This window comes from Janthinobacterium sp. LM6, from assembly GCF_002002885.1.
GTDB lineage: Bacteria > Pseudomonadota > Gammaproteobacteria > Burkholderiales > Burkholderiaceae_D > Janthinobacterium > Janthinobacterium kumbetense.
In genome coordinates, this window is sequence record NZ_CP019510.1 from 4,380,683 (window position 1) to 4,406,434 (window position 25,752).

Annotated in this window: 27 protein-coding genes; 6 read left to right on the plus strand and 21 right to left on the minus strand. The window is 63.6% G+C overall.

What is annotated here, in order from left to right; translation table 11 throughout:
• Window positions 1–2: 2 nt before the first annotated feature.
• The 11 genes from BZG29_RS19275 to BZG29_RS19325 all read right to left on the minus strand — a co-directional run bounded on the left by BZG29_RS19275 (window position 3) and on the right by BZG29_RS19325 (window position 10,446).
• Window positions 3–1,361, minus strand: coding sequence for a TolC family protein (locus BZG29_RS19275; protein ID WP_077406410.1), 1,359 nt, complete (start codon window positions 1,359–1,361; stop codon window positions 3–5).
• Window position 1,362: 1 nt separating this feature from the next.
• Entirely contained in the window at window positions 1,363–1,704 is a 342-nt protein-coding gene (locus BZG29_RS19280; RefSeq protein ID WP_077406413.1) for a hypothetical protein, read from the minus strand.
• Window positions 1,705–1,831: 127 nt separating this feature from the next.
• The gene (locus BZG29_RS19285; RefSeq protein WP_077406416.1) at window positions 1,832–2,260 is read right to left on the minus strand and encodes a hypothetical protein; all 429 of its coding nucleotides are present in this window, start codon (window positions 2,258–2,260) and stop codon (window positions 1,832–1,834) included.
• Between the two features lie 41 nt (window positions 2,261–2,301).
• Entirely contained in the window at window positions 2,302–2,838 is a 537-nt protein-coding gene (locus tag BZG29_RS28210; RefSeq protein ID WP_077406419.1) for a hypothetical protein, read from the minus strand.
• Complete coding sequence (locus BZG29_RS19295) at window positions 2,838–2,975, minus strand: DUF2474 domain-containing protein (RefSeq protein WP_077406422.1); 138 nt, start codon at window positions 2,973–2,975, stop codon at window positions 2,838–2,840. Before BZG29_RS19295 ends, BZG29_RS28210 begins: the two co-directional genes overlap by 1 nt.
• A complete protein-coding gene (cydB, locus tag BZG29_RS19300; protein ID WP_077406425.1) occupies window positions 2,975–3,982 on the minus strand; it encodes a cytochrome d ubiquinol oxidase subunit II in 1,008 nt (335 codons plus the stop codon). Before cydB ends, BZG29_RS19295 begins: the two co-directional genes overlap by 1 nt.
• A complete protein-coding gene (locus BZG29_RS19305) occupies window positions 3,972–5,405 on the minus strand; it encodes a cytochrome ubiquinol oxidase subunit I (protein WP_077406428.1) in 1,434 nt (477 codons plus the stop codon). Before BZG29_RS19305 ends, cydB begins: the two co-directional genes overlap by 11 nt.
• Window positions 5,406–5,558: 153 nt before the next feature.
• Window positions 5,559–7,109 carry a sensor domain-containing diguanylate cyclase gene (locus BZG29_RS19310; RefSeq protein ID WP_253192651.1) on the minus strand — a complete coding sequence of 517 codons (1,551 nt, stop codon included), beginning with the start codon at window positions 7,107–7,109 and terminating at the stop codon, window positions 5,559–5,561.
• A gap of 162 nt (window positions 7,110–7,271) precedes the next feature.
• Window positions 7,272–7,829, minus strand: a complete 558-nt coding sequence (locus tag BZG29_RS19315) for an NAD(P)H-dependent oxidoreductase (protein WP_077406434.1) — start codon at window positions 7,827–7,829, stop codon at window positions 7,272–7,274.
• Between the two features lie 204 nt (window positions 7,830–8,033).
• The gene (alr, locus tag BZG29_RS19320; RefSeq protein ID WP_253192652.1) at window positions 8,034–9,143 is read right to left on the minus strand and encodes an alanine racemase; all 1,110 of its coding nucleotides are present in this window, start codon (window positions 9,141–9,143) and stop codon (window positions 8,034–8,036) included.
• A gap of 13 nt (window positions 9,144–9,156) precedes the next feature.
• Complete coding sequence (locus BZG29_RS19325) at window positions 9,157–10,446, minus strand: D-amino acid dehydrogenase (RefSeq protein ID WP_077406440.1); 1,290 nt, start codon at window positions 10,444–10,446, stop codon at window positions 9,157–9,159.
• A 106-nt stretch (window positions 10,447–10,552) separates the two neighbouring features.
• Here BZG29_RS19325 and BZG29_RS19330 point away from each other — a divergent pair, with 106 nt between their 5' ends.
• The 4 genes from BZG29_RS19330 to BZG29_RS19345 all read left to right on the plus strand — a co-directional run bounded on the left by BZG29_RS19330 (window position 10,553) and on the right by BZG29_RS19345 (window position 13,212).
• Complete coding sequence (locus BZG29_RS19330) at window positions 10,553–11,053, plus strand: Lrp/AsnC ligand binding domain-containing protein (protein WP_070222192.1); 501 nt, start codon at window positions 10,553–10,555, stop codon at window positions 11,051–11,053.
• Window positions 11,054–11,200: 147 nt separating this feature from the next.
• Window positions 11,201–11,548, plus strand: coding sequence for a hypothetical protein (locus BZG29_RS19335; RefSeq protein ID WP_077406443.1), 348 nt, complete (start codon window positions 11,201–11,203; stop codon window positions 11,546–11,548).
• Between the two features lie 101 nt (window positions 11,549–11,649).
• Window positions 11,650–12,216, plus strand: coding sequence for a carboxymuconolactone decarboxylase family protein (locus tag BZG29_RS19340; RefSeq protein WP_077406446.1), 567 nt, complete (start codon window positions 11,650–11,652; stop codon window positions 12,214–12,216).
• 135 nt (window positions 12,217–12,351) lie between these two features.
• Window positions 12,352–13,212 (plus strand): tetratricopeptide repeat protein, encoded by an 861-nt coding sequence (locus tag BZG29_RS19345; RefSeq protein WP_077406449.1) that lies wholly within the window; start codon window positions 12,352–12,354, stop codon window positions 13,210–13,212.
• 142 nt (window positions 13,213–13,354) lie between these two features.
• On the opposite strand, the gene BZG29_RS19350 is transcribed toward BZG29_RS19345, so the two are convergent.
• On the minus strand, window positions 13,355–14,347 hold the full coding sequence (locus BZG29_RS19350) for a helix-turn-helix domain-containing protein (RefSeq protein ID WP_171985062.1): 993 nt from the start codon (window positions 14,345–14,347) through the stop codon (window positions 13,355–13,357).
• 112 nt (window positions 14,348–14,459) lie between these two features.
• Between BZG29_RS19350 and BZG29_RS19355 the strand changes: the two genes are divergently transcribed.
• Window positions 14,460–15,107, plus strand: coding sequence for a cysteine hydrolase family protein (locus BZG29_RS19355; RefSeq protein WP_077406455.1), 648 nt, complete (start codon window positions 14,460–14,462; stop codon window positions 15,105–15,107).
• 9 nt (window positions 15,108–15,116) lie between these two features.
• On the opposite strand, the gene BZG29_RS19360 is transcribed toward BZG29_RS19355, so the two are convergent.
• Complete coding sequence (locus tag BZG29_RS19360) at window positions 15,117–15,617, minus strand: hypothetical protein (protein ID WP_077406458.1); 501 nt, start codon at window positions 15,615–15,617, stop codon at window positions 15,117–15,119.
• 151 nt (window positions 15,618–15,768) lie between these two features.
• Between BZG29_RS19360 and BZG29_RS19365 the strand changes: the two genes are divergently transcribed.
• Window positions 15,769–16,329 (plus strand): YdcF family protein, encoded by a 561-nt coding sequence (locus tag BZG29_RS19365; protein WP_077406461.1) that lies wholly within the window; start codon window positions 15,769–15,771, stop codon window positions 16,327–16,329.
• Between the two features lie 19 nt (window positions 16,330–16,348).
• Here BZG29_RS19365 and glpK read toward each other — a convergent pair whose 3' ends face one another.
• The 8 genes from glpK to glpD form a co-directional block, all read right to left on the minus strand.
• Complete coding sequence (gene glpK / locus BZG29_RS19370) at window positions 16,349–17,842, minus strand: glycerol kinase GlpK (protein ID WP_077406464.1); 1,494 nt, start codon at window positions 17,840–17,842, stop codon at window positions 16,349–16,351.
• Between the two features lie 88 nt (window positions 17,843–17,930).
• Window positions 17,931–19,658: an extracellular solute-binding protein gene (locus tag BZG29_RS19375; protein WP_034779106.1), complete on the minus strand. Its 1,728-nt coding sequence runs from the start codon at window positions 19,656–19,658 to the stop codon at window positions 17,931–17,933.
• A gap of 72 nt (window positions 19,659–19,730) precedes the next feature.
• On the minus strand, window positions 19,731–20,033 hold the full coding sequence (locus tag BZG29_RS19380; RefSeq protein WP_244517398.1) for a DUF2160 domain-containing protein: 303 nt from the start codon (window positions 20,031–20,033) through the stop codon (window positions 19,731–19,733).
• A gap of 1 nt (window position 20,034) precedes the next feature.
• Complete coding sequence (locus BZG29_RS19385; protein WP_171985164.1) at window positions 20,035–20,838, minus strand: carbohydrate ABC transporter permease; 804 nt, start codon at window positions 20,836–20,838, stop codon at window positions 20,035–20,037.
• Entirely contained in the window at window positions 20,838–21,722 is an 885-nt protein-coding gene (locus tag BZG29_RS19390) for a carbohydrate ABC transporter permease (RefSeq protein WP_077406467.1), read from the minus strand. The genes BZG29_RS19385 and BZG29_RS19390 overlap by 1 nt, the downstream gene beginning before the upstream one ends.
• Window positions 21,722–22,822 carry an ABC transporter ATP-binding protein gene (locus BZG29_RS19395; protein ID WP_077406470.1) on the minus strand — a complete coding sequence of 367 codons (1,101 nt, stop codon included), beginning with the start codon at window positions 22,820–22,822 and terminating at the stop codon, window positions 21,722–21,724. The genes BZG29_RS19390 and BZG29_RS19395 overlap by 1 nt, the downstream gene beginning before the upstream one ends.
• A gap of 1 nt (window position 22,823) precedes the next feature.
• Window positions 22,824–23,918: an ABC transporter ATP-binding protein gene (locus BZG29_RS19400; RefSeq protein WP_077406473.1), complete on the minus strand. Its 1,095-nt coding sequence runs from the start codon at window positions 23,916–23,918 to the stop codon at window positions 22,824–22,826.
• A gap of 93 nt (window positions 23,919–24,011) precedes the next feature.
• Window positions 24,012–25,535 (minus strand): glycerol-3-phosphate dehydrogenase, encoded by a 1,524-nt coding sequence (glpD, locus tag BZG29_RS19405; protein ID WP_150131003.1) that lies wholly within the window; start codon window positions 25,533–25,535, stop codon window positions 24,012–24,014.
• Window positions 25,536–25,752 lie beyond the last annotated feature (217 nt).

Consider the following 25,752-nt stretch of genomic DNA (forward strand, 5'->3'; position numbering starts at 1 on the left):
CATTATTCCTTGTTGGCAGGACCGCTGCCATTGATGGCGCCTTGCAGTTCGGTTTGCGCGATCCAGAAATCGCGCTGGGTCTCGATGGCGCTGTTGACGCTGGCAACTTGCTCGCGCGCATCGGCCAGCAGTTCGAAGACGCTGGCCAGCATGCCGTTGTAACGCAGCAATACTTCATGCGAAATCGTCTTGCGCAGCGGCACGACTTCATCGCGGTAGTGGCGCGCCAGATCGTAGGCCGTGCGGTAGCTGGAATACGCCTCGCGCACTTCCGAGCGGGCCCGTACTGCCGTGCCCGCCGTGCGCTGCAGCGACTGTTCATATAGCGCTTGCGCCTTCGCGTTGCGCGCCGAACCCCAGTCGAACAGGGGCAATTCAAGCGACACTTCATAGCCGTTTTCGCGCGGCGCCTCGCTCGTGCTCTTGTTGCTGTAACCCACGTCGAGCACGTTGATGAAACCCGTCACCTTGGACAGGCCCAGCGCGCTGGCCGTGGCATGCGCGTCGAGTTTCGCTCTTTGCACGTCGAGGCGCTGCTCCATCGCTTGCGCCTCGATATTGCCCGCCTCGGCTGGCTTGGCCGGCAAGTCGGGCAAGCGCGACGGCAGAGTGAACGCCGTCTGCTTGCCCCACAGGCCCAGCAAGCGCGTCAGGTGCTCGCGCGTCACCAATGCCTGGTGGCGCGCGCGGGCCAGGTCGCCGACGGCGTCCGCGTAAAACACTTGCTGGCGCGCCTGGTCGAGGCGGCTCCAGTTGCCCGCCCGCTGCAAGCGCGTGGCCAGCTCGGCGCCCGCCTCGGCCGACAGCAGCGCCCGCTGCATGAACTGTTCCGTCTGCACGGCGGCCACCGCATTGAAGTAGGCGCGGCGCGTATCCGACGCCAGCTGCACGGCGCTGCCGGCGGCTTGCAGCTTGGCTTGCTCGAAACGGCCGCGTTCGATGTTCACGCGCAGCGGCATGGTCAGCAAGCCGGCCAGGTCGAAGCTGACGCCGCGGTCGATTTCATTGCCGTGACTGCCATGCGAACGGCCGAACGACAGGCCGGGATTGCGCAAGCGCCCCGCCTGCACCAGGTCCGCCTCGGACGCGCCCAGTTCGGCCAGCGCCACCTTCATGCCGTGGTTGTTCATCAGGGCAATGCGCACGGCGCTGTCGGCATCCAGGGGCTGGGCCAGCAGGGCGGCCAGTTTTTCCTCGCCGCCCTGGTCGGCCAGCGCGGCGGGCGCGCCCGTGCGGGCATCGGCCAGCGCGGACACGGCCTGCATGCCGCCATCGGCGCTGAAGCTGGCGCAGCCGCTGAGCAGCAAGGCGGCCGCCAGCGCCAGCGGCGTGAGGCAAGTTGATTTGGTGAAACGTGGCATGTCAGTGTCCTTCGTGCTGATGTTGCGGGGCGGGCTTGGCATCGGACTTGGGGCCGGGCGTCTCCATCGGCATCGTGTGGCCCTTCATTGCATGGCCTTCCATCTTGTGGCCTTCCATCTTCATCATGCCCATGTGGCCGCCGGCCTTGCCGACTTTATCGTTGACGGCGCGCCAGGCCTGGTCGGGCGTGGCGTCATCCTCGGCGGCGGGACGGTAGCCGGCGAAGGCGGAACGATAGGTGGTGGCCGGCACGGAGGCTTGCGCCTCTTGCGGGGCGGACGGGGATTGCGCTGCGGCGGCCAGCGGCAGCACAGCCAGCGCAAAGCTGAACAGGTATTTCATGGTATTCCTTGAAGAACAGGGTATGGCGCGGCGGGCGCGCGACTGGAACGCTGGCGCGGCCGGAACAAGGTGCACGATACAAGCTGCAGGGACGTGCGACGGCGGCACCGCCAGGTTCAACGGGCGGTCAGGCGGAGCGCGTGCTTCTCGGGGGACGTTCTGGGCCAGGCGGGATATGCCCGGCGAACAGGGAATCGGGCGCCAGCGCCGGAGGGGGCGCGCGCAGGGTCAAGGCATGCAGGGGCGGCATGCCGGGCGGCGCCGTGGCACCCACGGTGCAAGCGCCATGGTTGCTGCAATCGTGGCCATGGTGGCCGGCGCCGCCATCGTCCATGGCCATTTTTAGCGGCTGGTCCTGCATGTGGGACATGCCGGCCATGTCGCCCATGTCGTGGCACTGGGGCGCCTCCATCGCTACGGCGGTGACGGTGACCGCTGCCGCCAGCTCGTCCACGCAGCAGCTGCGCATGGCCGACGCGAAGCCCTGCATGGGCAGCGTGACGGCCAGCAGCCAGAGCAGCGAGCGGGCGAGAAAGCGGGAAAAGGCACGGTTCATGGCATGACTATAAACCTTCCCACATGAGGAAGGTCAAGCCCCTATTTGCGCCCGCCGCCGTGCGTCAGCCAGATGACGTAGGCGCCGTAGTAGCCCTGCCCCTCCAATATGACCTGGCCCCCGACAAAATGGATTTTCTCCACTTTATTGACGGTAAAATACGCGCGGCCATCGGCCGCCGCCACGTCACCCAAGCAACGGGCGCGGGGCCGGCAGTAGCCGCTGGCGCGCCCGATGGCCCACATCAGGTCGCCGATCATGAAGTCGTACATCATTTCGGCCAGCAGCGGCCGGTGACCCGCCAGCATGGCCGTGATGTCGGGGTAGCCGGCCTGCATGAGCTCGGGCAAGTCGCTCTCCTCGTACTGCAGATCGTCTTCACGGCAATCCTGCACGAAACTGTTGAAGGGTTCGTCGAGCAGTCCCGCCAGCGCCGCTTCCGGCACGCTCAGGCGGAACGGGTGCAGCGGCAGCACGCTGTGCTGGCCGTAATTGAGTTCGCGGCAGTCGAGGAAGGCCAGCGGGTGCGGCTGGCCACCGACCTCGCAGCGGATGCCGGATGCTTGCCCCTCCGCCATCAGCTGCCCATCCCCGCCGCCCGCATCAGCAGGCGCATCGCCCAGGCCGCCAAGCCCAGAGTGGCCACGCTGGCCAGCCAGAGGCCGGCCATCCAGGCCAGTCGTTTCCACCATGTCTGTTGTCCTTGTTGTTGCATCAGTGATAGCCATCTTCCGGCAGGACTTTGCCACGAAACACATAATATGACCACACCGTATACATCAGGATCACGGGAATGATGAACAGCGCACCCACCAGCGTAAAGCCCTGGCTTTGCGGCGGCGACGACGCTTCCCATATCGAGACCGACGGCGGGATGATGTTGGGCCACACGCTGATGCCCAGGCCCGTATAGCCGAGAAAGACGAGCGCCAGCGTGCACAGGAACGGCGCCGCCTGCCGCCCCTGCCGCAGGGAGCGCAGCAGCAGCCAGCCCGCGCCCAGCACCAGCAGCGGCACGGGCAGGAACCAGAACAATTGCGGCAGCGCAAACCAGCGCGCGGCGATAGCCGGGTCGACCAGCGGCGTCCAGACGCTGATGACGACGATCACGCCCAGCAGCAGCCAGACGAGCACGCGCGTGAGGCGCACGGCGCGCGCCTGCAGGCCACCCTGCGTCTTCATGATCAGCCAGGTGCTGCCCAGCAAGGCATACGCCGCCACCAGCCCGGCGCCCGTGAACAGGGAGAACGGCGTGAGCCAGTCCAGCGCGCCGCCCGCATAGCTGCGGTTGACTACCGGCATGCCCTGGATGTAGGCGCCCAGGGTCACGCCCTGGAAGAAGGCGGCCGCCACCGAGCCGGCGATGAAGGCCTTGTCCCACACATGGCGCTCGTGCTCGCGCGCCTTGAAGCGGAATTCGAAGGCCACGCCGCGGAAGATCAGGCCCATCAGCATGAAGCTGAGCGGCAGATAGCAGGCGCTCAGCACCACCGAATACGCGAGCGGAAAGGCCGCCAGCATACCGGCGCCGCCCAGCACCAGCCAGGTTTCATTGCCATCCCAGACGGGCGCCACCGTATTCATCATCACGTCGCGTTCGCTCTTCTCCTGGAAAAACGGATACAGGATGCCGATGCCCAGGTCGAAGCCATCCATCACCACGTACATCATGATGCTGAACAGGATAATAATGGCCCACATTAGTGGCAGATCAATGCCCATGCGAATGTCCTCCTTGCGCTTGCTCTTCCAGATGCGCGGCCGATATAGGCCGTGCAGGCGTGCGTTCCTGGCCGGGGCCGCCATGCTCGACGCTCTCCCCTTCGTGCGGCTGCGGCCCCACGCGGATCAGGCGCAGCAGGTAGCCTATGCCCGTGCCGAACACGGCAAAATAGATGACGACGAACAACAGCAAGGTGATGCCCAGCTGCGTGGCGCCGTGCGCCGAGACGGCATCCTCCGTGCGCAGCAAGCCGTACACGGTCCACGGCTGGCGGCCGATTTCCGTCGTGTACCAGCCGGCCAGCATGGCCACCAGGCCGCTCGGTCCCATCCACAGCGCGCAGCGCAGGAACAGGCGCGAGCGCCACAAGGTATTGCGCCAGCGCAGCCATGCGCTCCAGATGCCCAGCGCGATCATCAGCATGCCCAGCCCCGCCATCAGGCGGAACGACCAGAAGACGACGGCGGAAGGGGGCCGGTCGCGCGGCGCAAATTCCTTCAGGGCGGGTATCGTGCCGTTCCAGTCGTGCGCGAGGATCAGGCCGCCCAAGCGGGGGATTTCCACCTTGTACAGGGTTTCCTCGCGCGCCATGTCGGGCCAGCCGAACAGGATCAGCGGCGTGCCCTCGTTGCCCGTGTTTTCCCAGTGGCCTTCCATGGCGGCCAGCTTGGCCGGCTGGTGCTCGAGGGTATTCAAGCCGTGCAGGTCGCCGATGACGGCCTGGATGGGCGCGACCACCAGCAGCATCGACAAGCCCATGGTCATCATCTTGCGGATGGCCGCGTTGTCATTGCCGCGCAGCAAGTGCCAGGCGGCCGACGCCACCACCAGCAAGGCCGTGGCGAGGAAGGCGGCCACGCTCATGTGCAGCAGGCGGTACGGGAACGAGGGATTGAGGATGACGGCCAGCCAGTCCACGGGCACGACCCGCCCGTCGATGATTTCATGGCCCTGCGGCGTCTGCATCCAGCTGTTCGAGGCGATGATCCACGTGGCGGAAATCAGGGTGCCGAGCGCCACCATGGCCGTGGCGAACATGTGCAGGCCGGGCCCCACGCGGTGCCAGCCGAACAGCATCACGCCGAGGAAGCCCGCTTCCAGGAAGAAGGCCGTCAGCACTTCATAGGCCAGCAGCGGCCCCGTGATGCTGCCCGCGTAATCGGAAAAGAAACTCCAGTTGGTGCCGAACTGGTACGCCATGACGAGGCCGGAAACGACGCCCATGCCGAAGTTGACGGCGAAAATCTTCGACCAGAAATGGTACAGGTCGCGGTACACGCCGTCCTGCGTGCGCAGCCACGCCGCTTCCAGCACCGTCAGGTAACTGGCCAGGCCGATCGTGATTGCAGGAAAAATGATGTGGAACGAGATGGTGAAGCCGAACTGGACGCGCGCCAGTTCCAGTGCCGTAAGCCCTAACATGTGTTGCCTTCCCGACGTGTGACGTCTGTTTTACCCAGGCCTCCACTCTAGGCTTTCCGGGTAAAACATAACAGACTCAGAAACGGGAGAAAACATAGGATCAGTTTGACGTTTGCCGAATGACAAGGTCAAGCCGATCCGATGGAAAATGCCTCAGGCAGGCTCCGTGATGCCCACGCAATTGCGCCCGTTTTCCTTGGCCACGTACAGGGCCGCATCGGCGGCCAGCAGCACGGCGTCCGTGCTGCGCTCCCCGTCCGACGACGAGACGACGCCCAGCGAGACCGTGATGGCGCCCGCGCCGGGTATCACGGCGGCGGCCACCTTGGCGCGCAGGCGCTCGGCCACCTGCATGGCCACGTCGAGGTCGGCATCGGGCAGCAGCATGATGAATTCATCGCCGCCATTGCGGCACAGCACGTCGGCATCGCGCGAACAGGCGCGCATCAGCTGCGCCAGGCGCAGGATGACTTCATCGCCCACGGCATGGCCCCAGCGGTCGTTGACTTGCTTGAAATGGTCGATGTCGATGGCGATGACGGAAAACTGCCGCGCCTGCGCCTGCCAGGCGTCCAGCGCCGCCGCCATGCCACGCCGGTTCGACAGGCCCGTCAGCGGGTCCGTCTCCACATCCGTCTTCAGCTTGCCGATCTTGTTCTGCAACAATGCCAGGCCTTTCAGCAGGGCTTTCTTGATTTGCGCCGCTTCCACGTACCACGAGCGGATGGCGGCGATGCGCTCGGCCGTACCGGGCGCGTCCATGCGCCGCGCGCCCTCGGCCAGCTGCACCAGGGGCCGTGAAATCAGGCTGGCCAGCCACCAGATGAATGGCAGGCTCAGCAAGGCGATCGGCAGCGAGTGCCATACCGTGTTGGCCATCAGCTGGTTCAGCGGCGCCAGTGTCATGGCCGTCGGGCGCTGCGCCACGATGCCCCAGCCCGTCGACGGCATGACGGCGTAACCGGCCAGCATGTCCACGCCCAGGCTGTTGTTCATGCGCCGGTTGCCGCCCCCCTGCTGCGCGATGATGGCGTCGATGACGTCGTTGCTGCCGGCCACGTCGCCCAGGCGGTCCGGGTCCGGGTGGTACAGCAGGCGCCGGTTCTGGTCGACCACGTACAGGTAGGAACCGTCGCGGTAGTAATGCTGGCCCAGCATGGTGTACAGGATGTTTTTCTGTTTCAGGTAAATGCTGCCGCCCACGTAGCCCAGGTAGCGGCCATCCTTGCCCAGGATGGGATGCGAAATGAACACGACCAGGTTGCCGGCCGACGACACGTACGGCTGCGTCACCAGCGGGCGCCGTTCGCGCAGCGCCTGCACGGCGCCGGCCGAATCGAGCGTGCGGTTTTTCAGGGCCAGGGTTTCCGGCGACACGCCCAGCACCTTGCCCTGGGCATCGACGATGAGCACGGAATTGAAGCTGTTCGTTTGCAGGCGCAGGCGCTGCGCCTCGTCCGTCAGCCATTGCTCGTCGCCCATGCGCGAAGGCAGGCCGCCGGCGCTGTAGGCCAGCTGCTGGCGCGCCGACTGCAGGAAATCCTCGGCCGTGCTGGCCAGCTTGCTCGCATACGCGTGGTTCGCTTCCAGGGTGGTATCGATCAGCAGCTGGCGCTGCACGCTGTAGCTGGCATAAAACGTATTGGCCAGGGACACCAGGGCGCTGGCAAAGGCCACGAGCACGATCAAGCGGCGCAAATTCATGCGCAGAACAGGTTTAGTCCACATGGGGTCGACAAGAGAAAGTATTGCGCTAAAGAAAGAGCGCATTATACCGAGACACCCGTGCCAATATTAAAATCTTGGCATCAATGGTCAAAGAATGTGTACAAGCGGCAACGCCGAGCGCTGCCGCCTTGATTTACCTCAAGCGTGGATGGCGTGCTTGCGGACCCAGTCCGCGTAGCGCTGCATCCAGCCCTGGAAGAAACCCAGGCTGGCCGGACCGATGCCGCCATGCTCGTCGAACAGGCCTTCCTTGGCCTGGATAAACATTTCAGGCTGGCCCAGCAACGGCACGTCCAGGTAGGCGAGCACATTGCGCAAATGCTGCTGCGCCAGGGCCGTGCCCGTGGCGCCGACGGAAACGCCGAGCACGGCGCCGGGCTTGCCGCCCCACACGCTCTGGCCGTACGGACGCGAGCCCTGGTCGAGGGCGTTTTTCAGCACGCCGGGAATCGAGCGGTTGTATTCGGGGGTGAGAAACAGCAAGGCTTGCGAAGCGGAAATGTCCGATTTCAGGCGCAGCACTTGCTCGGACTGCGCGCCGTCGTCATCCTGGTCGTACAGCGGCAAGTCGCCGATTTCGATGTGCTTGAAGGAAAACTCGGGCGGCGCCAGCTTGATGATGGCGTCGGCCAGCTTGCGGTTGAAGGAATCCTTGCGCAGGCTGCCGACGATGATTGCGACTTGATATTGGCTCATATAAATCCCCGATGATGGTTAAAGAAAAGCCCTGAGGTGCGATGCACATCAGGGCTATCTTGCCACACAATCATCGGTTTCGCGCTGCTTAGCGTGCGAAACCAGCGCACCTGAAAAAATGCTCAGGGCTAGGCGCCTTGCCGAAGACAGTACGAATGTACGGCAAGGCAAGGCAACAACGCCATGGGCGTTTTGGCAGGTGCGCTAGCGTGCCAGGCCCCGGTATTCGCGGTAATAGCGCCCGCCCAGGTTCGTCAGCACCTCGTAGCCGATGGTATTGGCCATGGCCGCCACGGCGTCGACCGGGTGTTCGGCGCAGATCAGGTCGACCAGGCTGCCCGGCGCGACGCGTTCCTGGTCGATGGCGCTGACGTCCAGCGTAATCGAATCCATCGAGATGGCGCCGATCTGCGGCACTTTCACGCCGTCGACGATGGCCAGGCCCTGGTTGCTCATGCTGCGCAGCCAGCCATCGGCGTAACCGACGGAAATAGTCGCCACCTGGCGCGGCTCGCTGGCCGTGTAGCGGCGGCTGTAGCCCACGTGGTCGCCGGCGGCAATCGTGCGCGTCTGCATGACCTTGCCCTGCAGCCGCACCACCGAGCGCAGCGGATTCGGTTCGCCGCCCTGCGGCCCGATGCCGTACAGGGCCGCACCGGGACGCACCAGGTCGAAGTGATAGTCGGGCGACAAAAAGATGCCCGAGGAATTGGCCAGGCTGGCGCGGTACTGCGGCAAACGGGCGCGGATGGCGATAAATCGGGCCAGCTGCTCGCCATTCATGGGGTTGGCGCGTTCGTCGGCGCACGCCAGGTGGCTCATCAGGTAACGCACCTTGATACCGTCAAGAAAGTGCGGGTCCAGCAGCCAGGCGTCGATTTCCTGCGGCGACAAGCCCATGCGCGACATGCCCGTGTCCACCTGCACGATGGCGTCCAGGGTGGTGCCCAGCGTTTTTGCATGCGCGCGCCAGCCTGCTACCTGCGGCTCGCTGTTGAGTACGGGCGTCAAGCCGTGGGCCGTGAATTCGCCTTCCGTGCCGACGGGCGGGCCGTGCAGCACGAAGATGGCCGCATCCGGCGCCACGTGCGGGCGCAGGCTGATGCCCTCTTCCAGGTGGGCGACGAAGAAATGACGGCAACCTTCTTCATACAGGGCCGCGCCCACTTGCGCGGCACCGAGGCCATACGCGTCGGATTTGACGACGGCGGAACAGGCGGCCGGGTGCGCCTTGTCGCGCAACAAGCGGTAGTTGGCGCGCACGGCATCGAGGTCCACCGTCAGGATGGCGCCGCTACGCTCTTTCGGAGGCATGCTGGCCGCCATCTCAGGCCACCGCGTGTTGCAGTTTGCCATTGCCCTGCGCGCCGCTGTAGCGGCTGACGGACAGGTCGTCGGCCAGGATGGCCGGCTGTTTCGACGACATCAGGTCGGCCAGCAATTGCGCCGAACCGCAGGACATGGTCCAGCCCAGCGTGCCGTGGCCCGTGTTCAGGAACAGGTTGCGCAGCGGCGTGCGGCCGACGATCGGCGTGCCGTCCGGCGTCATCGGGCGCAAGCCCGTCCAGAAAGTAGCCTCGGCCGTGTTGCCGCCGCCGGGGAACAGGTCGTTGACGACCATTTCCAAGGTTTCGCGGCGGCGCGGGTTCAGGTTCAGGTTGTAGCCGGCGATTTCCGCCATGCCGCCCACGCGGATGCGGTCGTCGAAACGGGTGACGGCAATCTTGTAGGTTTCATCGAGGATGGTCGACACGGGCGCCTTGGCCGCGTTGACGATAGGCACGGTGATCGAATAGCCCTTCAGCGGATACACGGGGATGTCCAGCAACGGCTTCATGAAGCCCGTCGAGTAGGAGCCGAGCGCCACGACATAGGAATCGGCCTTGACGATTTCCGCGCCGCATTGCACGCCAGCAATTTCGTCGCCCTGCGTCAGCAAGGCGTCGATGGACACGCCGTAGCGGAACTTCACGCCCAGCGCCTCGGCCATCTCGGACAGGCGGGTGGTAAACAGCTGGCAATCGCCCGTTTCATCGTTGGGCAGACGCAAGCCGCCGAACAGTTTATCCTTGACCGCTTCCAGGGCCGGCTCGGCGCGCGACAGCTCGTTGCGCTGCAGCACCTCATACGGCACGCCCGCGTCTTTCAACACTTCGATATCCTTGGCGGCGTCGTTGTATTGTTTTTCGGTACGGAACAATTGCATCGTGCCTTGCTGGCGGCCTTCATACGTGATGCCGGCCTCGGCGCGCAGCACCTTGAAGCAGTCGCGGCTGTATTCGGCCAGGCGCACCATGCGTTCCTTGTTCACGGCATACGCTTCCGGTGTGCAATTACGCAACATCTGCCACATCCATTTGAGCTGGGCGGCGCTGCCGTCGAGCGAGATGGCCAGGGGCGCGTGGCGCTGCATCATCCACTTCACGGCTTTCAGGGGAATGCCGGGCGCAGCCCATGGCGAAGCGTAGCCGGGCGAGATTTGCCCCGCATTCGCGAAGCTGGTTTCCAGTGCCGGGCCCGGCTGGCGGTCGATGACGGTCACCTCATGTCCTGCCTTGGCCAGATAGTAAGCACTGGTGACGCCGATGACGCCGCTACCCAGAATCACAATACGCATAGTTTCCTCATTATATTTTTTTAGGCTGACGCCAGATTAACCGCTATCATATGGGGAAAGAGCCAGTATTTGTTCACGTATAAATCGAGATATTCAGCAATAAATCATGAGAATCCTTAAAGAATCGGCACGTGGCCTCGACAAGCTGGATCGCCACATCCTGCGCATCCTGCAACAGGATGGCCGCATCTCGATGAAAGACCTGGGTGAACAGGTAGGACTGTCCATTACGCCCTGCATCGAGCGGGTCAAGCGCATGGAGCGCGACGGCGTCATCACGGGCTACCACGCCAAGGTGAACCCGGCCGCGCTGGGCGCCAAGCTGCTCGTCTTTGTAGAGATTACGCTGAATCAAAAATCCGCGTCCGCCTTCGAGCAATTCCGCCGCGAAGTGCTGCAGATTCCCGAAGTGCAGGAATGCCACCTGGTGTCGGGCGACTTCGATTACCTGATCAAGGCGCGCATCCATGAAATGGCCGAGTACCGCAAGCTGCTGGGCGACATGCTGCTGCAGTTGCCGGGCGCCGCGCAATCGAAGAGCTATGTGGTGATGGAAGAAATCAAGGAAACCCTGGCGCTCTCGACCGACGTATTGCAAAATCGCTGAAGGTACCGCCTGCCGGTACCGACGGCATCAAATTTTGCACCTTTGTATAATCTTGTAGCACATTCGCGGCGACACAAGCACACTCCCTCCTGACATCACGCCCGTCCCCTCTGAGATTGGAAGCAGTGATGCACACTGGGAGTCCATATGAACACATTGATAAAACTGGCAGCTTCCTGCCTCGCGGGCCTGGCCGTGGCCATGTGCACCGCCAGTGAATACAAGGTCAACCGCGCGCCGGACAATGGCGCCATCTATCAAAACATCAAGGTCGGCAAGACCACCCGCCTCGACCTCGACGCGGCCCTGGGCAACGCCACCGTCGTCAGCTTCGATCCCGGCTATGAAGTCTGGGTCTACAAGAACCAGCTGAAAACGCCCAGCATGACGCGTTTGATCCCCCTGCTGGGCGAAAAAGGCACGCGCGAAGTGGCCGTCATGTTCGACCAGGCGGGCATCGTCAAGAAATTCCGCATCCACGAGCCGCGCAGGTAGGCGCAGGCCGCGCACGTGTGCGACAGCGTAACGCAGCCGCCAGCCAGATGGCTATACTGGCTGCTGGCTCCCGCCGCCCACCTACCCTGCAAGGAGTTTCCATGCGCCTGCCCCTGATCGCTCCGAAAGACCTGACGCCCGAACAAAAGCCGCTGTACGACGATATGCGCAAAGGCATCACCAGCAATTTCAACGATTTCATCGCCGTGCGCGAAGACGGCGCCCTGATGGGGCCGTGGAATCCATGGCTGCACGAACCGGCCATCGGCAAGGCGATCTGGAACCTGACCCTGGCCATGACGGCCAACGCCACGCTGCCCGACAAGGTGCGCCAGATTGCCATCCTGGTGGTTGGCGCGCGCTACAACGCCGCCTATGAAATCTACGCCCACATCGCCGTCGCGGAGCGCGAAGGCATGCCTGCCGAGCGCCTCGCCACGCTGGTAGCCGACGTCAAGCCGCTCGACCTGGACAAGCAGGAAAGCGTGGCCTACGACCTGGCTTACGCACTCAGCCGTGGCGGCACGCTGCCGGAGCCGCTGTACCGACTGGCGCTGGCCACCTTCGGCCAGCACGGCATCAACGAGCTGATCTACCTCGTGGGCCTGTACGCGCTGGTATCGACCACCTTGAACGGCTTCAACGTGCCGGTGCCGGAACGCGACTGAAGGGCCTTGCCCTGCACTGCTCATGCCGCTTCTGCGCGGCGGCACGCCTGGCCTGGCGTGCCGCCGCGCGGTTCGACGGTGTGCGCCCGCCGCGCCCTCTTGATTTACACTGGCGTTTTATTCTCCGGTGCCTCCATGCAACTACCCGCAAGCCTCGCCCACATTTCGGCGGAACAAGACTGGCAACACACGACAGCGTATCCACCGCTCGGATTCACCCCGTTTTGCGAAGGCGCGCTGGGCAATGGCGACACGTTCGGCCTGTACTGGCCCATCGGCCGCGAAGCATCCGAACCCATCGTCGTCGAAACGTGGCACGACGAGTGGCGCCTCCAGCCGCACTTTTCCAGCCTGGCCGCGTTTTTGCAAGCCCATGCGGCAGCCGAAGACGAGTATGTCAGCACGCCATCGCTGGACGACGACCCCGCTTCGCCGCGCGCCGCCTTCCTGGAGTCCAAGGAATTGATCGCCCAGCGCAACCCGGACGCGGCCATCGCGCTGCTGGAAGCGGCGCTCGCCATCGTGCCCGAATACACGGATGCCCTGGTGCTGCTGCATGGCCAGTATGTGCGCGCGGGAAGAATCGATGACGCCGTCAAGGTGGCCATCCAGGCCATCATTTCGCCACCGTCCTTTGGCGGCCCGCCACTCAAGGCCTTGCAATGGCTGCGCACGCAGCCGGTGCCGGACGGGGAAATCGACCCCATCTGGCGCGCCTGCGGGCAATTGTCGTTCAACTTTGGCGGCAGCAAGGACAATGCGGATTACCCCGTGCTGCTGGCCGCCATCGCCACCTACCTGGAGCAAGGCAAGCATGTTTGCGCCGCGACCCTGATGCAAACCTACGCCGAACTGATGAGCGCGGAAACCGTGTCCTTTCGGGAACGCCATGCCTTCGAGCCGGCCGCCTTCATCGCGCGGCAAATCGCCGTCAGCGCGCAGCTGCCCCAGGGCAGCCGGGATCCGGCGCTGCTCTGGTCAAGCGAGCTGGCCTAAGTAATCCTCAGGAAATTATTGTGAATTTATGAAGAACAGAACCGGATGCTATGCAAGGCGTCCGCTGCGACGCAGTGCGAGCACTGCTAGCAGCGGGCAACGCCGCAGAGCACCGGTTATGGAAGTCAGAAATCACAATAATTTATTGGGGGTTACTTAGCTGCTGCCGGAACAGCTTGCGGTACGCCGAAGGCGACGTCTGCAGATTCGCGCGAAAGTGCTGGCGCAAGGACAGGGCCGTGCCGAAGCCGGCCTCCTGCGCCACGACGTCGATCGACGCCCCGCTCTTTTCCAGCAAGCCTTGCGCATGCGCAAGACGCTGGTTCAGCAGCCATTGCTTGAAGGACGTGCCCGTCGCCTGGCGGAAATGCCGCGTAAAATTGCGCCGGCTCATGGCGGCCCGTTCGGCCAGCGCGTCGATGCTGTGCGCCATGCCCAGGTTGGCCGTCACGCAGGCGAGCACCTCGGCGAAGCGCCCTTCGCTGCCGGACACTGGCAGCGGGCGCTCGATGAATTGCGCCTGCCCGCCCTGGCGGTGCGGCGCCACCAGCAGCCGGCGCGCCACCCGGTTGGCCACCTCGGCGCCGGCAAGCTGGCGCAGCAGATACAGGCAGCAATCGAGGCCGGCCGCCACGCCGGCCGACGTCAGCACGCCGCCATCGTCCACGTACAGCACATCCCGATCCACCCTGACCCTGGGATAGCGGGCCGCCAGCCGCTCCGCCATGCCCCAGTGCGTGGCAGCACTCTTGCCATCCAACAAGCCCGCCTGCGCCAGGGGAAACGCGCCCAGGCACAGGCCCACCATGCGCGCACCGCGCCGGCTGGCCGCCTGCAGCGCCGCGACCAGGGCCGGCGGCGCATCGCGGCAATCGTCGTGCCAGGCCGGCATGATGACGATATCGGCCCCTTCCAGCCCTTCCAGACCGAACTCGGGCGTGATGCCGAAGCCGGCCGCCGTGCGCAAGGGCGCGAGATCAGCGGCGCACACGCGCACGTGGAAAGGCGGCAGATCGGCCTCGTCCGTCTGGGCGCCAAACACGAGGCAAGGCACGGACAAGTGGAAGGGCGTCATGCCGTCGAAGGCGATCACGGCCACGCTCAAGGGGGAGGAAGGTGCAGGAACGGTAGGCATGGCCCGATTTTATCGCACACAGGCCTTCGGGCCACTTTTTGTTTGCGGCGCGCGGGCCGAGAATGGCTGTACCGGGGAAATCCATCCTCTTTCAACCGTTCCAGGAGAAACCATGTCCACGCAAGCTTCCACCGCCCCACGCCGCGCCCTGCTCGTCATCGACGTGCAAAATGAATACTTTACGGGCGACCTGCCGATCGAATATCCATCCGTCGATATTTCCCTGCCCAACATCGTCACCGCCATGGCCGCCGCCCGCGCCGCCGGCGTGCCCGTGATCGTCGTCCAGCACGATGCGCCGGAAGCTTCTCCCATCTTTGCAAAAGGCAGCGACGGCTGGCAGCTGCATCCGCAAGTGGCCGCCTTTGCCGCCGACCACCGCATCAACAAGGTCATGGGCAGCGCCTTCGCGGGCACGGACTTGCAGGCCTGGCTGGGCAGCCATGGCATCGACACCCTGACGGTGGTCGGCTACATGACGCACAATTGCGACGCCGCCACCATCTTCCACGCCGCGCACGACGGCTTGCAAGTCGAGTTCCTGCAGGACGCCACCGGCACCCTGCCCTACGCCAATGCGGGCGGCACGGCCAGCGCGGAAGAAATCCACCGCGTCTTCAGCGCCGTGTTCCACTCGAATTTCGCCGCCGTCGTCAGCACGCAGGACTGGCTCGATGCCGTGCGCGAGGGCAAGCCGCTGGAAAAGGACAATATTTATTTGTCGAACCAGCGCGCGCGCAAGGCGGCTGTCGCCGCCTGAGTTGGCTTCTTAAAAGCGCCGGTGCCCGTTATCGGCGTCGCAGCGGCCGCTGAACTTGATCATGCCGTCGACCGTGATCACGCCGCTGCGCCGGTTGATCACCACGGCGGGGCGGTTCAGGGCGTTCAGACGGAAACGGCCGCGGATTTCATCGTGGCCCACGATCAAATCCATCAAATCCCACCAGCCGTCGTTGCTGTCGCCATGAATCGGTGGAATCAACTGCTTCGGCAAACGGATTTGCGCCGCGCTGCCCTGGATACTGACGTTGACGGCCGTATCGAAACGGCTCTTGCCCGTTTCCACGGTGGATTTCTGCACATATTGATGCTTGTCATTGTCCCATTCCATGCCGGAACGATTTTCCATGACGGTTTTTTCTGCCTCGCCATAGCAGACGAGCTGGATGTCATCGCCGCGCCCGGCACGTTCGGCACGTTCGGCATGCTCATACTGGTCCGCCTGGGCGGCGAAAGTCATGGCAATCAGGATGCTGGATACGGCTGTCATGCTGGTTCTCCAATGCAAGTAAGGGGGATCAGGTTGCCAGATCACCAAGCTTAGCATAGGCGAAAATCCACCTGCGCCGGCTTGCGAATGGTCAATTCGCGGCGCGATCTGCTACAGTCGCGCTCACGAAAAACCTGCCGGATGCCTGACGATGCGAAGATTGACACTGACCGCCCTGCTGGCGCTGATAACGTTCCTGCTGGCCACGGCCGCCATGGTGCTGGAGGGCCTCAACGACAAGCTGGCCCCGGCCGACGTGATCGTCGTGCCTGGCAATACGATCTTGCCCGACGGCACTCCCAGCCCGCGCCTGCAGGCACGGCTCGACGCGGCGCTCCAGCAATTCCAGGCACACAGGGCGCCGCGCATCCTCGTCAGCGGCGCGACGGGCAAGGAAGGATTCGACGAGGCCGCATCAATGGCCCGCTACCTGCAGTCGCGCGGCGTGCCAGCCAGCGCCATCATTGAGGATAATCAAGGCTGGACCACGGAGGCCACGGCCCGCAACGCAGCAATCCTGATGCGCGAGCACGGCTGGAAGACAGCCATGGTCGCCACGCAGTATTTTCACGTGCCCCGCTTCCGCCTGGCTTTGACGCGCAGCGGCATCGCCGTCAGCGGCAACGTGCACGCCCCCTATTTCGAGCTGCGCGACCTGTATTCGGTGCCGCGCGAAACGGTGGGCTACGCCGTGTATTTCATACGGCACTGATCCCGGCTGATTCCATGGCTCACTCGCTCCAGTCGCGCGACCGCTCGACAGCGCGCTGCCATTTATGCAAGCGCGTCAGGCGCTCGTCGGCCGCCATGGCCGGCTCGAAGCGGCGCCCCACCTGCCACTGGGCGGCGATTTCTTCCTGCGAGTCCCAGAAGCCCACGGCCAGGCCCGCCAGGTAGGCGGCGCCCAGGGCCGTCGTTTCCGTCACCACAGGACGCACCACGGGCACATTTAATATGTCTGCCTGGAACTGCATCAGCATATCGTTGCGCGCCGCGCCGCCGTCGACGCGCAGCTCGGACAGGGCAATGCCCGCGTCGTCCTGCATGGCCGACAGCACGTCGACGTTCTGGTAGGCCACGCCCTCCAATGCGGCGCGCGCGATGTGCGCCTTGCCCGTGCCGCGGGTGATGCCGATCAGGGTGCCGCGTGCATACGGGTCCCAGTACGGCGCGCCCAGGCCCGCGAAGGCGGGCACGAAGACCAGGCCGCCCGAATCGGGCACGCTGGTGGCCAAGGCTTCCACTTCGGACGAGTCGCGGATGATGCCGATGCCGTCGCGCATCCATTGCACGGCCGCGCCCGCGATGAAGGCGCTGCCTTCGAGCAAATAATCGGTTTGATTTGCATCAGGGCCCAGGCTCCAGCCCACCGTCGTCAACAACCGGTTTTTCGAGGGCAAGGGGCGCTTGCCCACGTTCATCAGCATGAAGCAGCCCGTGCCGTAGGTATTCTTCGCCATGCCAGGTTTCAGGCAGGCCTGGCCGAAGGTGGCCGCCTGCTGGTCGCCCGCGATGCCGGCGATGGGCACGGACACGCCCAGCAAGCTGGCATGCGTGTGCGCCGCCACGCCGCTCGATGGCACGACGTCGGGCAGCAGCGAGGCGGGAATGTCCAGCAGCGCCAGCAAATCCGTGTCCCACCGCAGGGTATTGATATTAAACAGCATGGTGCGCGCCGCGTTGCTCGTGTCCGTCAAGTGGGCGCCGCTCATCTTGTAGATCAGCCAACTGTCGACGGTGCCGAAGGCCAGTTCTCCCCGTTCGGCGCGCGCGCGGGCGCCGGGAACGTTGTCGAGCAGCCATTTGAGTTTAGTCGCGGAAAAATACGCGTCCAGCACCAGGCCCGTTTTTTTCTGGATCACGTCCGCCTTGCCCTGCTCGACCAGTTGCTCGCAGTAAGCCGCATTTCTCCGGTCTTGCCAGACGATGGCGTTGGCGACGGGCGCGCCCGTGGCGCGGTCCCACAGCACCGTCGTCTCGCGCTGGTTGGTCACGCCGATGGCGGCCACGTCGGATGCGGCCACGCCGCTGTCGCGCAGCACCTGCTGCAGCACGCCCTCTTGCGAGGCCCAGATGTCGTTCGCGTCATGCTCGACCCAGCCCGGCTGGGGGAAAATCTGGCGAAATTCGCGCTGTGCGCTGGCGTGCGGCCGGCCCGCATGGTCGAACAGGATGGCGCGCGAACTGGTGGTGCCCTGATCTAAAGCAAGTATGTATTTGGTCATTGTCTGGTGGTGCGAAAATCGGGTAAAAACAGGCACGGAGCTGATTCACTCCGTGCCCTCGGGACAGCCCCGGCAGAAGCTTACACGACTACCTTACCTTGCCTTCTTTCCAAGCCTGCAATAATTTATCGTAGGCAATCGTTTCACCCTTCGGCTTTTCATTCGCCAGCTTTTTCCATGGGGCATGCTGGTCCGACAGATACTGGTTCGGATCGACCTTCGGATTGAGCTTCGGCGCGCACGCCTTCATGCCGGCCCGCTGCAATCGCGCCATGACCTGGTCCATTTCCTCGGCCAGGTTATCCATGGCCGCTTGCGGCGTTTTTTCCGCCGTAATCGCCGTGGCCACGTTCTTCCACCACAGCTGCGCCAGCTTCGGATAGTCGGGCACGTTGTTGCCGGTCGGCGTCCACGCCACGCGGGCGGGGCTGCGGTAGAACTCGATCAAGCCGCCGTATTCGTTCGCGTGCTTCGTAAAATAATCGTGGCGGATGTCGGAATCGCGGATAAACGTCAGGCCGACGATGGATTTCTTCAGCGACACAGTTTTCGAGGTGACGAATTGCGCGTACAGCCAGGCGGCGGCCTTGCGGTCGTCCGGCGTGGACTTGAACAGGAACCACGAACCGACGTCCTGGTAGCCGTTCTGCATGCCCTCTTTCCAGTACGGGCCGTGCGGCGACGGCGCCATGCGCCATTTCGGCGTGCCGTCCTTGTTGACCACCGGCAAGCCCGGTTTCGTCATGCCGGCCGTAAATGCCGTGTACCAGAAGATTTGCTGGGCGATTTCGCCCTGCGCCGGCACGGGCCCCGATTCCGAGAAATTCATGCCGTTCGCCTGCGGCGGCGCGTATTTCTTCATCCAGTCGATATATTTCGTCAGCGCAAACACGGCGGCCGGCGAGTTGGTGGCGCCGCCGCGCGACATCGAGGCGCCCACGGGCGTGCATTTGTCGGCCGCTACCTTGATGCCCCACTCGTCGACCGGCATGCCGTTCGGAATGCCCTTGTCGGCCGCGCCAGCCATCGACAGCCACGCATCGGTGAAGCGCCAGCCCAAGGACGGATCTTTCTTGCCGTAATCCATGTGACCATAGACTTTCTTGCCATCCAGTTCCTTCACGTCATTCGTGAAGAAATCGGCGATGTCTTCATACGCGGACCAGTTTTGCGGCACGCCCAGCTCGTAGCCATACTTGGCCTTGAACTTGGCTTGCAAATCCTTGCGCGCGAACCAGTCGGCGCGGAACCAGTACAGGTTGGCGAATTGCTGGTCGGGCAATTGATACACCTTGCCGTCCGGCGCCGTCGTGAAGCTGATGCCGATAAAATCCTTCAAGTCCAGGCCCGGATTCGTGAATTCCTTGCCCTTGGCCGCCATGTAGTCGGACAGAGGTTCCACGGCGCCATAGCGGTAATGCGTGCCGATCAGGTCGGAATCGGAAATCCAGCCGTCATAGATGCTCTTGCCGGACTGCATCGACGTTTGCAGCTTTTCCACCACGTCGCCTTCCTGGATGATGTCGTGGCGCACCTTGATGCCCGTGATTTCCTCGAAGGCCTTGGCCAGGGTCTTCGATTCGTAGACGTGGGTGTCGATGGTTTCCGAGACCACGGAAATTTCCTTGATGCCCTTGGCTTTCAGCTTGGCCGCTGCATCGATGAACCATTTCATTTCAGCAAGCTGTTGCTGCTTGCTCAGGCTGGATGGCTGGAATTCCTTGTCGATCCAGGTTTGCGCCTGCTTGGCGTCCGCCAGGGCCGCATTCGACACGAGCATGGCCGCAGCCGCGAAGACCGTGAACTTCAATTTCATCGTGAATCTCCTTTTATAGTTTTTACCGGCCGCCTGCTGGCGGTACGGCATCCATCAATACCGGCAAGCCGGTTATCCCCAACGCATAACAATCAACAACACCACAAAACTGATGGCAGCCCCGATGGCCTGCTGCATTTCCGTAAACCCCGCCCACGCCAGATTGACATACGCGGCCGTCAACAGCCCGATGAACAGGCGGTCGCCGCGCGTGGTCGGCATCGGCAGGAAACCTTTTCGTTCGATGCTGGGCGAACGGATTTGCCACACCGTCATGCCGGCCAGCATCAGGCCGATGCAGATGAAGAAAATGGCCACCTCCGGCGTCCAGGCCATCCAGCCGAACAGGCTGGCCGTGCTATCGGTATTTTCCATGTCACACCCTCCCCATCGCGAAACCCTTGGCTATGTAATGGCGCACGAACCAGATCACCAGCGCGCCGGGCACGATGGTCAGCACGCCCGCCGCCGCCAGCACGCCCCAGTCCATGCCGGCCGCCGAGACGGTGCGCGTCATGGTGGCGGCAATCGGCTTGGCATTGACGGACGTCAAGGTACGCGCCAATAACAATTCCACCCAGCTGAACATGAAGCAGAAGAACGCCGTCACGCCCACGCCAGACTTAATCATCGGCAAGAAGATGCGGATGAAGAAGCGGGGAAAGCTGTAGCCGTCGATATACGCCGTCTCGTCGATTTCCTTCGGCACGCCGGACATGAAGCCTTCCAAAATCCACACGGCCAGCGGCACGTTGAAGACCATGTGCGCCAGCGCCACGGCCAGATGCGTATCCATCAGGCCCACCGTCGAATACAGCTGGAAGAACGGCACGAGGAAGACGGCGGGCGGCGTCATGCGGTTGGTCAAGAGCCAGAAGAACAGGTGTTTATCGCCGACGAAGTTATAGCGGGAAAAAGCGTAGGCGGCCGGCAAGGCGACCGTGACCGACATCACCATGTTCAAGGCCACGTAGATCATGGAATTGATGTAGCCGCTGTACCAGGAACGGTCGGTAAAAATCGTGTGGTAATTGGCGAATGTCAATTGCTGGGGCCACAGGCTCAGCACGCCGACGATTTCCTCGTTGGTCTTGAGCGACATATTGAGCATCCAGTAGATGGGCAACAGCGAGCCCAGCAAAAAGACCACGAGGATGGTGCTGCTCATTTTCTTGTGCATCATTTCTGGTCTCCCGTGCCGACTCTCTGCATCCACGTGTACAGCACAAAGCAGAACAGCAGGATGATGAGGAAATAGATCAGTGAGAAGGCCGAGGCCGGCCCCAGGTCGAACTGGCCCACGGCCTTTTGCGTCAGGTATTGCGACAAAAAGGTGGTTGCATTGCCCGGTCCGCCGCCCGTCAGCACGAACGGTTCCGTGTAGATCATGAAACTGTCCATGAAGCGCAGCAAGACGGCGATCATCAGCACATTGCGCAGTTTCGGCAGCTGGATGTAGCGGAACACGGCCAGGCGCGAAGCGCCGTCGATGCGCGCCGCCTGGTAATACGCGTCGGGAATGGCGCGCAAGCCCGCATAGCACAGCAGCACGACCAGCGGCGTCCAGTGCCAGATATCCATCACCATCACCGTCAGCCACGCGTCGAGCGAGTTGCCGTTGTAATTGTAGTCAAAACCCAATTGGTTCAGGGTATAGCCCATCAGGCCGATGTCGCCGCGGCCAAAGATTTGCCAGATGGTGCCCACCACGTTCCAGGGAATCAGCAAGGGCAGCGCGATCAGCACCAGCGCCAGCGACGCCTTCCAACCATCGGCCGGCATGCACAGGGCAATCAAGATGCCGAGCGGAATCTGGATCGCCAGCACGGAGCCGGAAAACAGCAGCTGGCGCAGCAAGGCGCTGTGCAAGTCGCCGTCCAGCATGACCATGCGGAACCACTCGGTGCCCACGAAGACCTTTTGCGTGGGGCTCAGAATATCCTGCACGGAATAGTTCACCACCGTCATCAGGGGCACGATGGCGGAAAAGGCCACGCACAGCAGCACGGGCAGGATCAGTAGCCAGGCGCGGCGGTTGTTGTCGGTTTTACCGTTATGTATCATCAGGCCACCCGCTTATCGTTGACATAGAACAAGGTGCGTTGCGGCGGAAAGCGCAGCCGCACGGCATCGCCGGCGACGGCATCGATGGCGCGCAGCTTGGCCGCCACCGTCGCGCCGCCCAGCTGGAATTCCGCCAGGTAATGCGTGCCCATGTTGCGCACGGCCGTCACCGTGGCATCGAGGCAATGGTCGCCCCCCTCTTCTGCCGGGTACGCCTTGACGCACTCGACGAATTCGGGCCGCACGCCCAGCGTGATTTTTCCTTGCGCACCCGACAGCGCCGCGCGCGCGGCGGCGGACACGGGCAGCGCCTGGCCCGCCACGCGCACGCCGCCATCGTCCAAGGTGCAATCGAGCAAGTTCATGCCCGGATTGCCGATGAAGTAGCCGACGAACGTGTGCTCCGGTTCCTCGAACAGCGCTTGCGCGCTGCCCGTCTGCACCACTTCGCCCTGCGTCATGACGACCACCTGATCGGCAAAGGTCAGCGCTTCCACCTGGTCGTGCGTGACGTAGATCAGGGATAACTTCAGTTCGTGGTGGATTTCCTTGAGTTTCCGCCGCAACAACCATTTCAGGTGCGGATCGATCACCGTCAGCGGTTCGTCGAACAGCACGGCCGCCACGTCCGGGCGCACGAGACCGCGTCCCAGTGAAATCTTTTGCTTGGCGTCCACGGACAAGCCGCTGGCGCGCAATTTCAGGTCGCCCGTCAATTCCAGCATCTGCGCCACCTGCTGCACGCGCTTTTTCACGTCGATCTCTTTCCAGCCGCGATTGCGCAACGGAAACGCCAGATTGTCGTGCACGGTCATGGTGTCGTAGATGACGGGAAACTGGAACACTTGCGCGATATTGCGCGCCTCCGTGGGCAGCTGCGTCACATCCTTGCCGTCGAACAACACCTTGCCATGCGACGGTTTCACGAGGCCGGAGATGATATTGAGCAAGGTCGTCTTGCCGCAGCCGGACGGCCCCAGCAAGGCGTACGCGCCGCCGTCATGCCATTCCATGCTCATGGGCCGCAGCGCATAGTCGCTTGGCGCCGTGGGATTCGGTTTGTAGGCGTGGGCCAGGTCCACCAGTTCGATGCGCGCCATATCAAGCTCCTCCTTGTTCTGGAGCAAACAGCAGCCCGCCGTCTTGCGCGAAGATCAGCAAGGCATGCGGCTGGCAATACACGGTGCAGGCGCTGCCGATTTCCAGGTTGTGCACGCCGCCCAGCTGCGCCACCAGGGCCAGCTCGCCGCGGCGCGCATGCACATAGGTTTCCGAGCCGCTGATTTCCGCCAGGTCCACCGTAGCTGCGATGGGCACGTCGCCATCGGACTGGGGTGACAGATGCAGGCTGTGGGCGCGCACGCCGAGGATCACCTCCGTGCTGTCGCCCAGGCGGGCGCGCTGCGCGCTGCTCAGGTGTATCGACAGGCCGTCGGCCGCCTGCGCCACGCCCTGCGCATCCACGCGCGCGGGAATCAGGTTGATGGGCGGGTCGCTGAAGGTGCGCGCCACGTCGATGGAATTGGGGGCGTTGAAGACGTCCAGGGTCGGCCCCTGCTGCAGCAAACGTCCCTCGTGCAGCACGGCCACGTGGCCGCCCAGCTGCAGCGCTTCCAGCGGTTCCGTGGTGGCGTACACGACCGTCGTGCTGCCGCCGGAAAACAGTTCCGTCAATTCGCGGCGCAATTCCTCGCGCAATTTATAGTCGAGGTTCACCAATGGCTCGTCGAGCAGCAACAGCGACGCATCCTTGATCAGCGCGCGCCCCAGCGCCGTGCGCTGCTGCTGGCCGCCGGACAATTCTCCGGGCGTGCGCTGCAGATACGGCGTGATGTGCAGGCGCTCGGCCAGCGCCAGCACTTTCGTCCGTATCTGTTCCTCGGGTTCCTTGCGCAAGCGCAAAGGCGAAGCGATATTGTCGTAGACGGTGAAGGCCGGATAATTGATGAATTGCTGGTACACCATGGCCAGGTTGCGGCGGCTGACGGGCACGCCCGTCACGTCGACGCCATCGGCCGTCACCGTGCCCCCGCTGGGCTTGTCCAGGCCCGCCATCACGCGCATCAGGGTCGTCTTGCCGGCACGCGTGGTGCCCAGCAAGACGTTGATGGCGCCCGGCACCAGGGCCAGCGACATCGGATATAAAAAGTCGTCAGCCCCCTGCTTCCTGCTGATCTTGTCCAGTACCAGTTGCACGCGCTTCTCCTCCAGTGATGGTTTCTTGTTCTTCGCCGCGCCCTCTGCGGGGCGCGGTCGCCAACGTGTGCTGCTTACGGCAAAGGGTGCTGCCTATGACAAAGGGTGCTGCAACAGCCAGGCGTCGAGCGTGTCCGCCGTCGCGCGCGGCAGGTGCAGGCCCAGCTTGGAGCGCCGCCACAGGATGTCGGCCGCGCTGACGGCCCATTCATGGCGCCGCACATAATCGACTTCCGCCGCGTACAGGCCGGCGGCGATTTCCTCGCCCATGGCCGCCACGTCCCTGCGCCCGGCCAGCAGCGCGTGGATGCGCGTGCCGTAGGCGCGTGCATAGCGCGCCACCAGCGCCGCCGGCAGCCACGCGTACTCGCGCTGCAAGCCCTGCACGAACTGGCCGAACTCGCGCACGGACCGGTTCTGCGGCGTGCTGCCGAACACGTCGCCGCCGGGCAGGCAGGCGCTGGCTGTCCAGGCCGGCAACGTATTGCCCAGCAAGGGCGCCAGCATGTCCATGGCTTCCTCGGCCAGCTTGCGGAAGGTGGTGATCTTGCCGCCGAAAACACTGAGCAGCGGCGCACCTTCCTGGTCCAGTTCGAAGCGGTAATCGCGCGTGACGGCCTTGGCGTCGGCCGCCGCATCTTCCACCAGCGGGCGCACGCCCGCATACGTCCAGACCACGTCGGCCGGCAAGATTGGCTTGCTGAAATAGTAACTGGAAAGCTCGCACAAGTAACGAATTTCCTCGTCGTCGATTTCCACCTTGCCACGGTCGCCCTGGTAGTCGAGGTCGGTAGTGCCGATCAGGGTGAAATCGTGCTCATACGGAATGGCAAACACGATGCGCCCGTCCGGATGCTGGAAGATGTAGGCATGATCATGCTCGAACAGGCGCTTGACGACGATATGGCTGCCCTTGATCAGGCGCAAATGCCGGCCCTGTCCGCCGGGCGCGGCCTGCTGCAGGAACTCGGCCGTCCAGGGCCCGGCCGCATTGACGATGCTGCGCGCGCGCACCGTGCTCTGCCGCCCGCTGGCGTGCTGCAAGGTGGCCAGCCAGGCAGCGCCCTCACCCGCACCGGCGCGTGACAGGGCCGTGCAGCGCGTCCGCGTCAGCACCTGCGCGCCCTTGTCCGCCGCGTCGATGGCATTCAAGACCACCAGACGCGCATCGTCGACCCAGCCGTCGGAATACACGAAGCCCCGCTTGAACTCGGGTTTTAATGGTGTGCCGGCCGCGTGCCGGGTCAGGTCGATGCCGCTGGAGGCGGGCAGGATTTCCCGCTTTGCCAGCATGTCGTAGAGGAACAGGCCGGCGCGTATCAGCCAGGCCGGGCGCTGGCCCTTGGCGTGCGGCATGACGAAGCGCAGCGGCCACATGATGTGCGGCGCCGAGCGCAGCAGCACTTCGCGCTCGATCAGCGCCTTGCGCACGAGGCCGAATTCATAGTATTCGAGGTAGCGCAGGCCGCCGTGTATCAGCTTGGTGGACGCGGACGAGGTATGCGCGGCCAGGTCGTCCTTTTCGCACAGCAGCACGGACAGGCCCCGCCCGGCCGCGTCGCGCGCGATGCCGGCGCCATTGATGCCGCCGCCGACCACCAGCACGTCGTATGCCATCGCTGTCTCCACACCTTGCTGTGCTGCGGCCATCGGGACTCCGTGTCTGTCGGGGAAAGGGCGGCGAGGAAAGACTAGGCATCGCCGGCGACTGTCGTTAAGATCACCATCTAGTAATACGCATGCAATATGAATAAGATACGCCAGAATGCGAACTCATAGCAACATATTTTCATCACTATTTGTTCGTTTCTGTTCGTTTTTTGATTTTTAAAGA

Coding starts and splice junctions, on each gene's coding strand:
- BZG29_RS19385 (WP_171985164.1), bottom strand. CDS start 20,838: ATGCACAAGAAAATGAGCAGCACCATCCTCGTGGTCTTTTTGCTGGGC.
- BZG29_RS19330 (WP_070222192.1), top strand. CDS start 10,553: ATGAGAATCCTTAAAGAATCGGCACGTGGCCTCGACAAGCTGGATCGC.
- BZG29_RS19390 (WP_077406467.1), bottom strand. CDS start 21,722: ATGATACATAACGGTAAAACCGACAACAACCGCCGCGCCTGGCTACTG.
- BZG29_RS19395 (WP_077406470.1), bottom strand. CDS start 22,822: ATGGCGCGCATCGAACTGGTGGACCTGGCCCACGCCTACAAACCGAAT.
- BZG29_RS19345 (WP_077406449.1), top strand. CDS start 12,352: ATGCAACTACCCGCAAGCCTCGCCCACATTTCGGCGGAACAAGACTGG.
- alr (WP_253192652.1), bottom strand. CDS start 9,143: ATGCCTCCGAAAGAGCGTAGCGGCGCCATCCTGACGGTGGACCTCGAT.
- BZG29_RS19355 (WP_077406455.1), top strand. CDS start 14,460: ATGTCCACGCAAGCTTCCACCGCCCCACGCCGCGCCCTGCTCGTCATC.
- BZG29_RS19305 (WP_077406428.1), bottom strand. CDS start 5,405: ATGTTAGGGCTTACGGCACTGGAACTGGCGCGCGTCCAGTTCGGCTTC.
- BZG29_RS19295 (WP_077406422.1), bottom strand. CDS start 2,975: ATGCAACAACAAGGACAACAGACATGGTGGAAACGACTGGCCTGGATG.
- BZG29_RS19275 (WP_077406410.1), bottom strand. CDS start 1,361: ATGCCACGTTTCACCAAATCAACTTGCCTCACGCCGCTGGCGCTGGCG.
- BZG29_RS19315 (WP_077406434.1), bottom strand. CDS start 7,829: ATGAGCCAATATCAAGTCGCAATCATCGTCGGCAGCCTGCGCAAGGAT.
- BZG29_RS19310 (WP_253192651.1), bottom strand. CDS start 7,109: ATGAATTTGCGCCGCTTGATCGTGCTCGTGGCCTTTGCCAGCGCCCTG.
- cydB (WP_077406425.1), bottom strand. CDS start 3,982: ATGGGCATTGATCTGCCACTAATGTGGGCCATTATTATCCTGTTCAGC.
- BZG29_RS19340 (WP_077406446.1), top strand. CDS start 11,650: ATGCGCCTGCCCCTGATCGCTCCGAAAGACCTGACGCCCGAACAAAAG.
- BZG29_RS19325 (WP_077406440.1), bottom strand. CDS start 10,446: ATGCGTATTGTGATTCTGGGTAGCGGCGTCATCGGCGTCACCAGTGCT.
- BZG29_RS19350 (WP_171985062.1), bottom strand. CDS start 14,347: ATGCCTACCGTTCCTGCACCTTCCTCCCCCTTGAGCGTGGCCGTGATC.
- BZG29_RS19280 (WP_077406413.1), bottom strand. CDS start 1,704: ATGAAATACCTGTTCAGCTTTGCGCTGGCTGTGCTGCCGCTGGCCGCC.
- BZG29_RS19335 (WP_077406443.1), top strand. CDS start 11,201: ATGAACACATTGATAAAACTGGCAGCTTCCTGCCTCGCGGGCCTGGCC.
- BZG29_RS19375 (WP_034779106.1), bottom strand. CDS start 19,658: ATGAAATTGAAGTTCACGGTCTTCGCGGCTGCGGCCATGCTCGTGTCG.
- BZG29_RS19360 (WP_077406458.1), bottom strand. CDS start 15,617: ATGACAGCCGTATCCAGCATCCTGATTGCCATGACTTTCGCCGCCCAG.
- glpK (WP_077406464.1), bottom strand. CDS start 17,842: ATGACCAAATACATACTTGCTTTAGATCAGGGCACCACCAGTTCGCGC.
- glpD (WP_150131003.1), bottom strand. CDS start 25,535: ATGGCATACGACGTGCTGGTGGTCGGCGGCGGCATCAATGGCGCCGGC.
- BZG29_RS19380 (WP_244517398.1), bottom strand. CDS start 20,033: ATGGAAAATACCGATAGCACGGCCAGCCTGTTCGGCTGGATGGCCTGG.
- BZG29_RS19365 (WP_077406461.1), top strand. CDS start 15,769: ATGCGAAGATTGACACTGACCGCCCTGCTGGCGCTGATAACGTTCCTG.
- BZG29_RS19285 (WP_077406416.1), bottom strand. CDS start 2,260: ATGAACCGTGCCTTTTCCCGCTTTCTCGCCCGCTCGCTGCTCTGGCTG.
- BZG29_RS28210 (WP_077406419.1), bottom strand. CDS start 2,838: ATGGCGGAGGGGCAAGCATCCGGCATCCGCTGCGAGGTCGGTGGCCAG.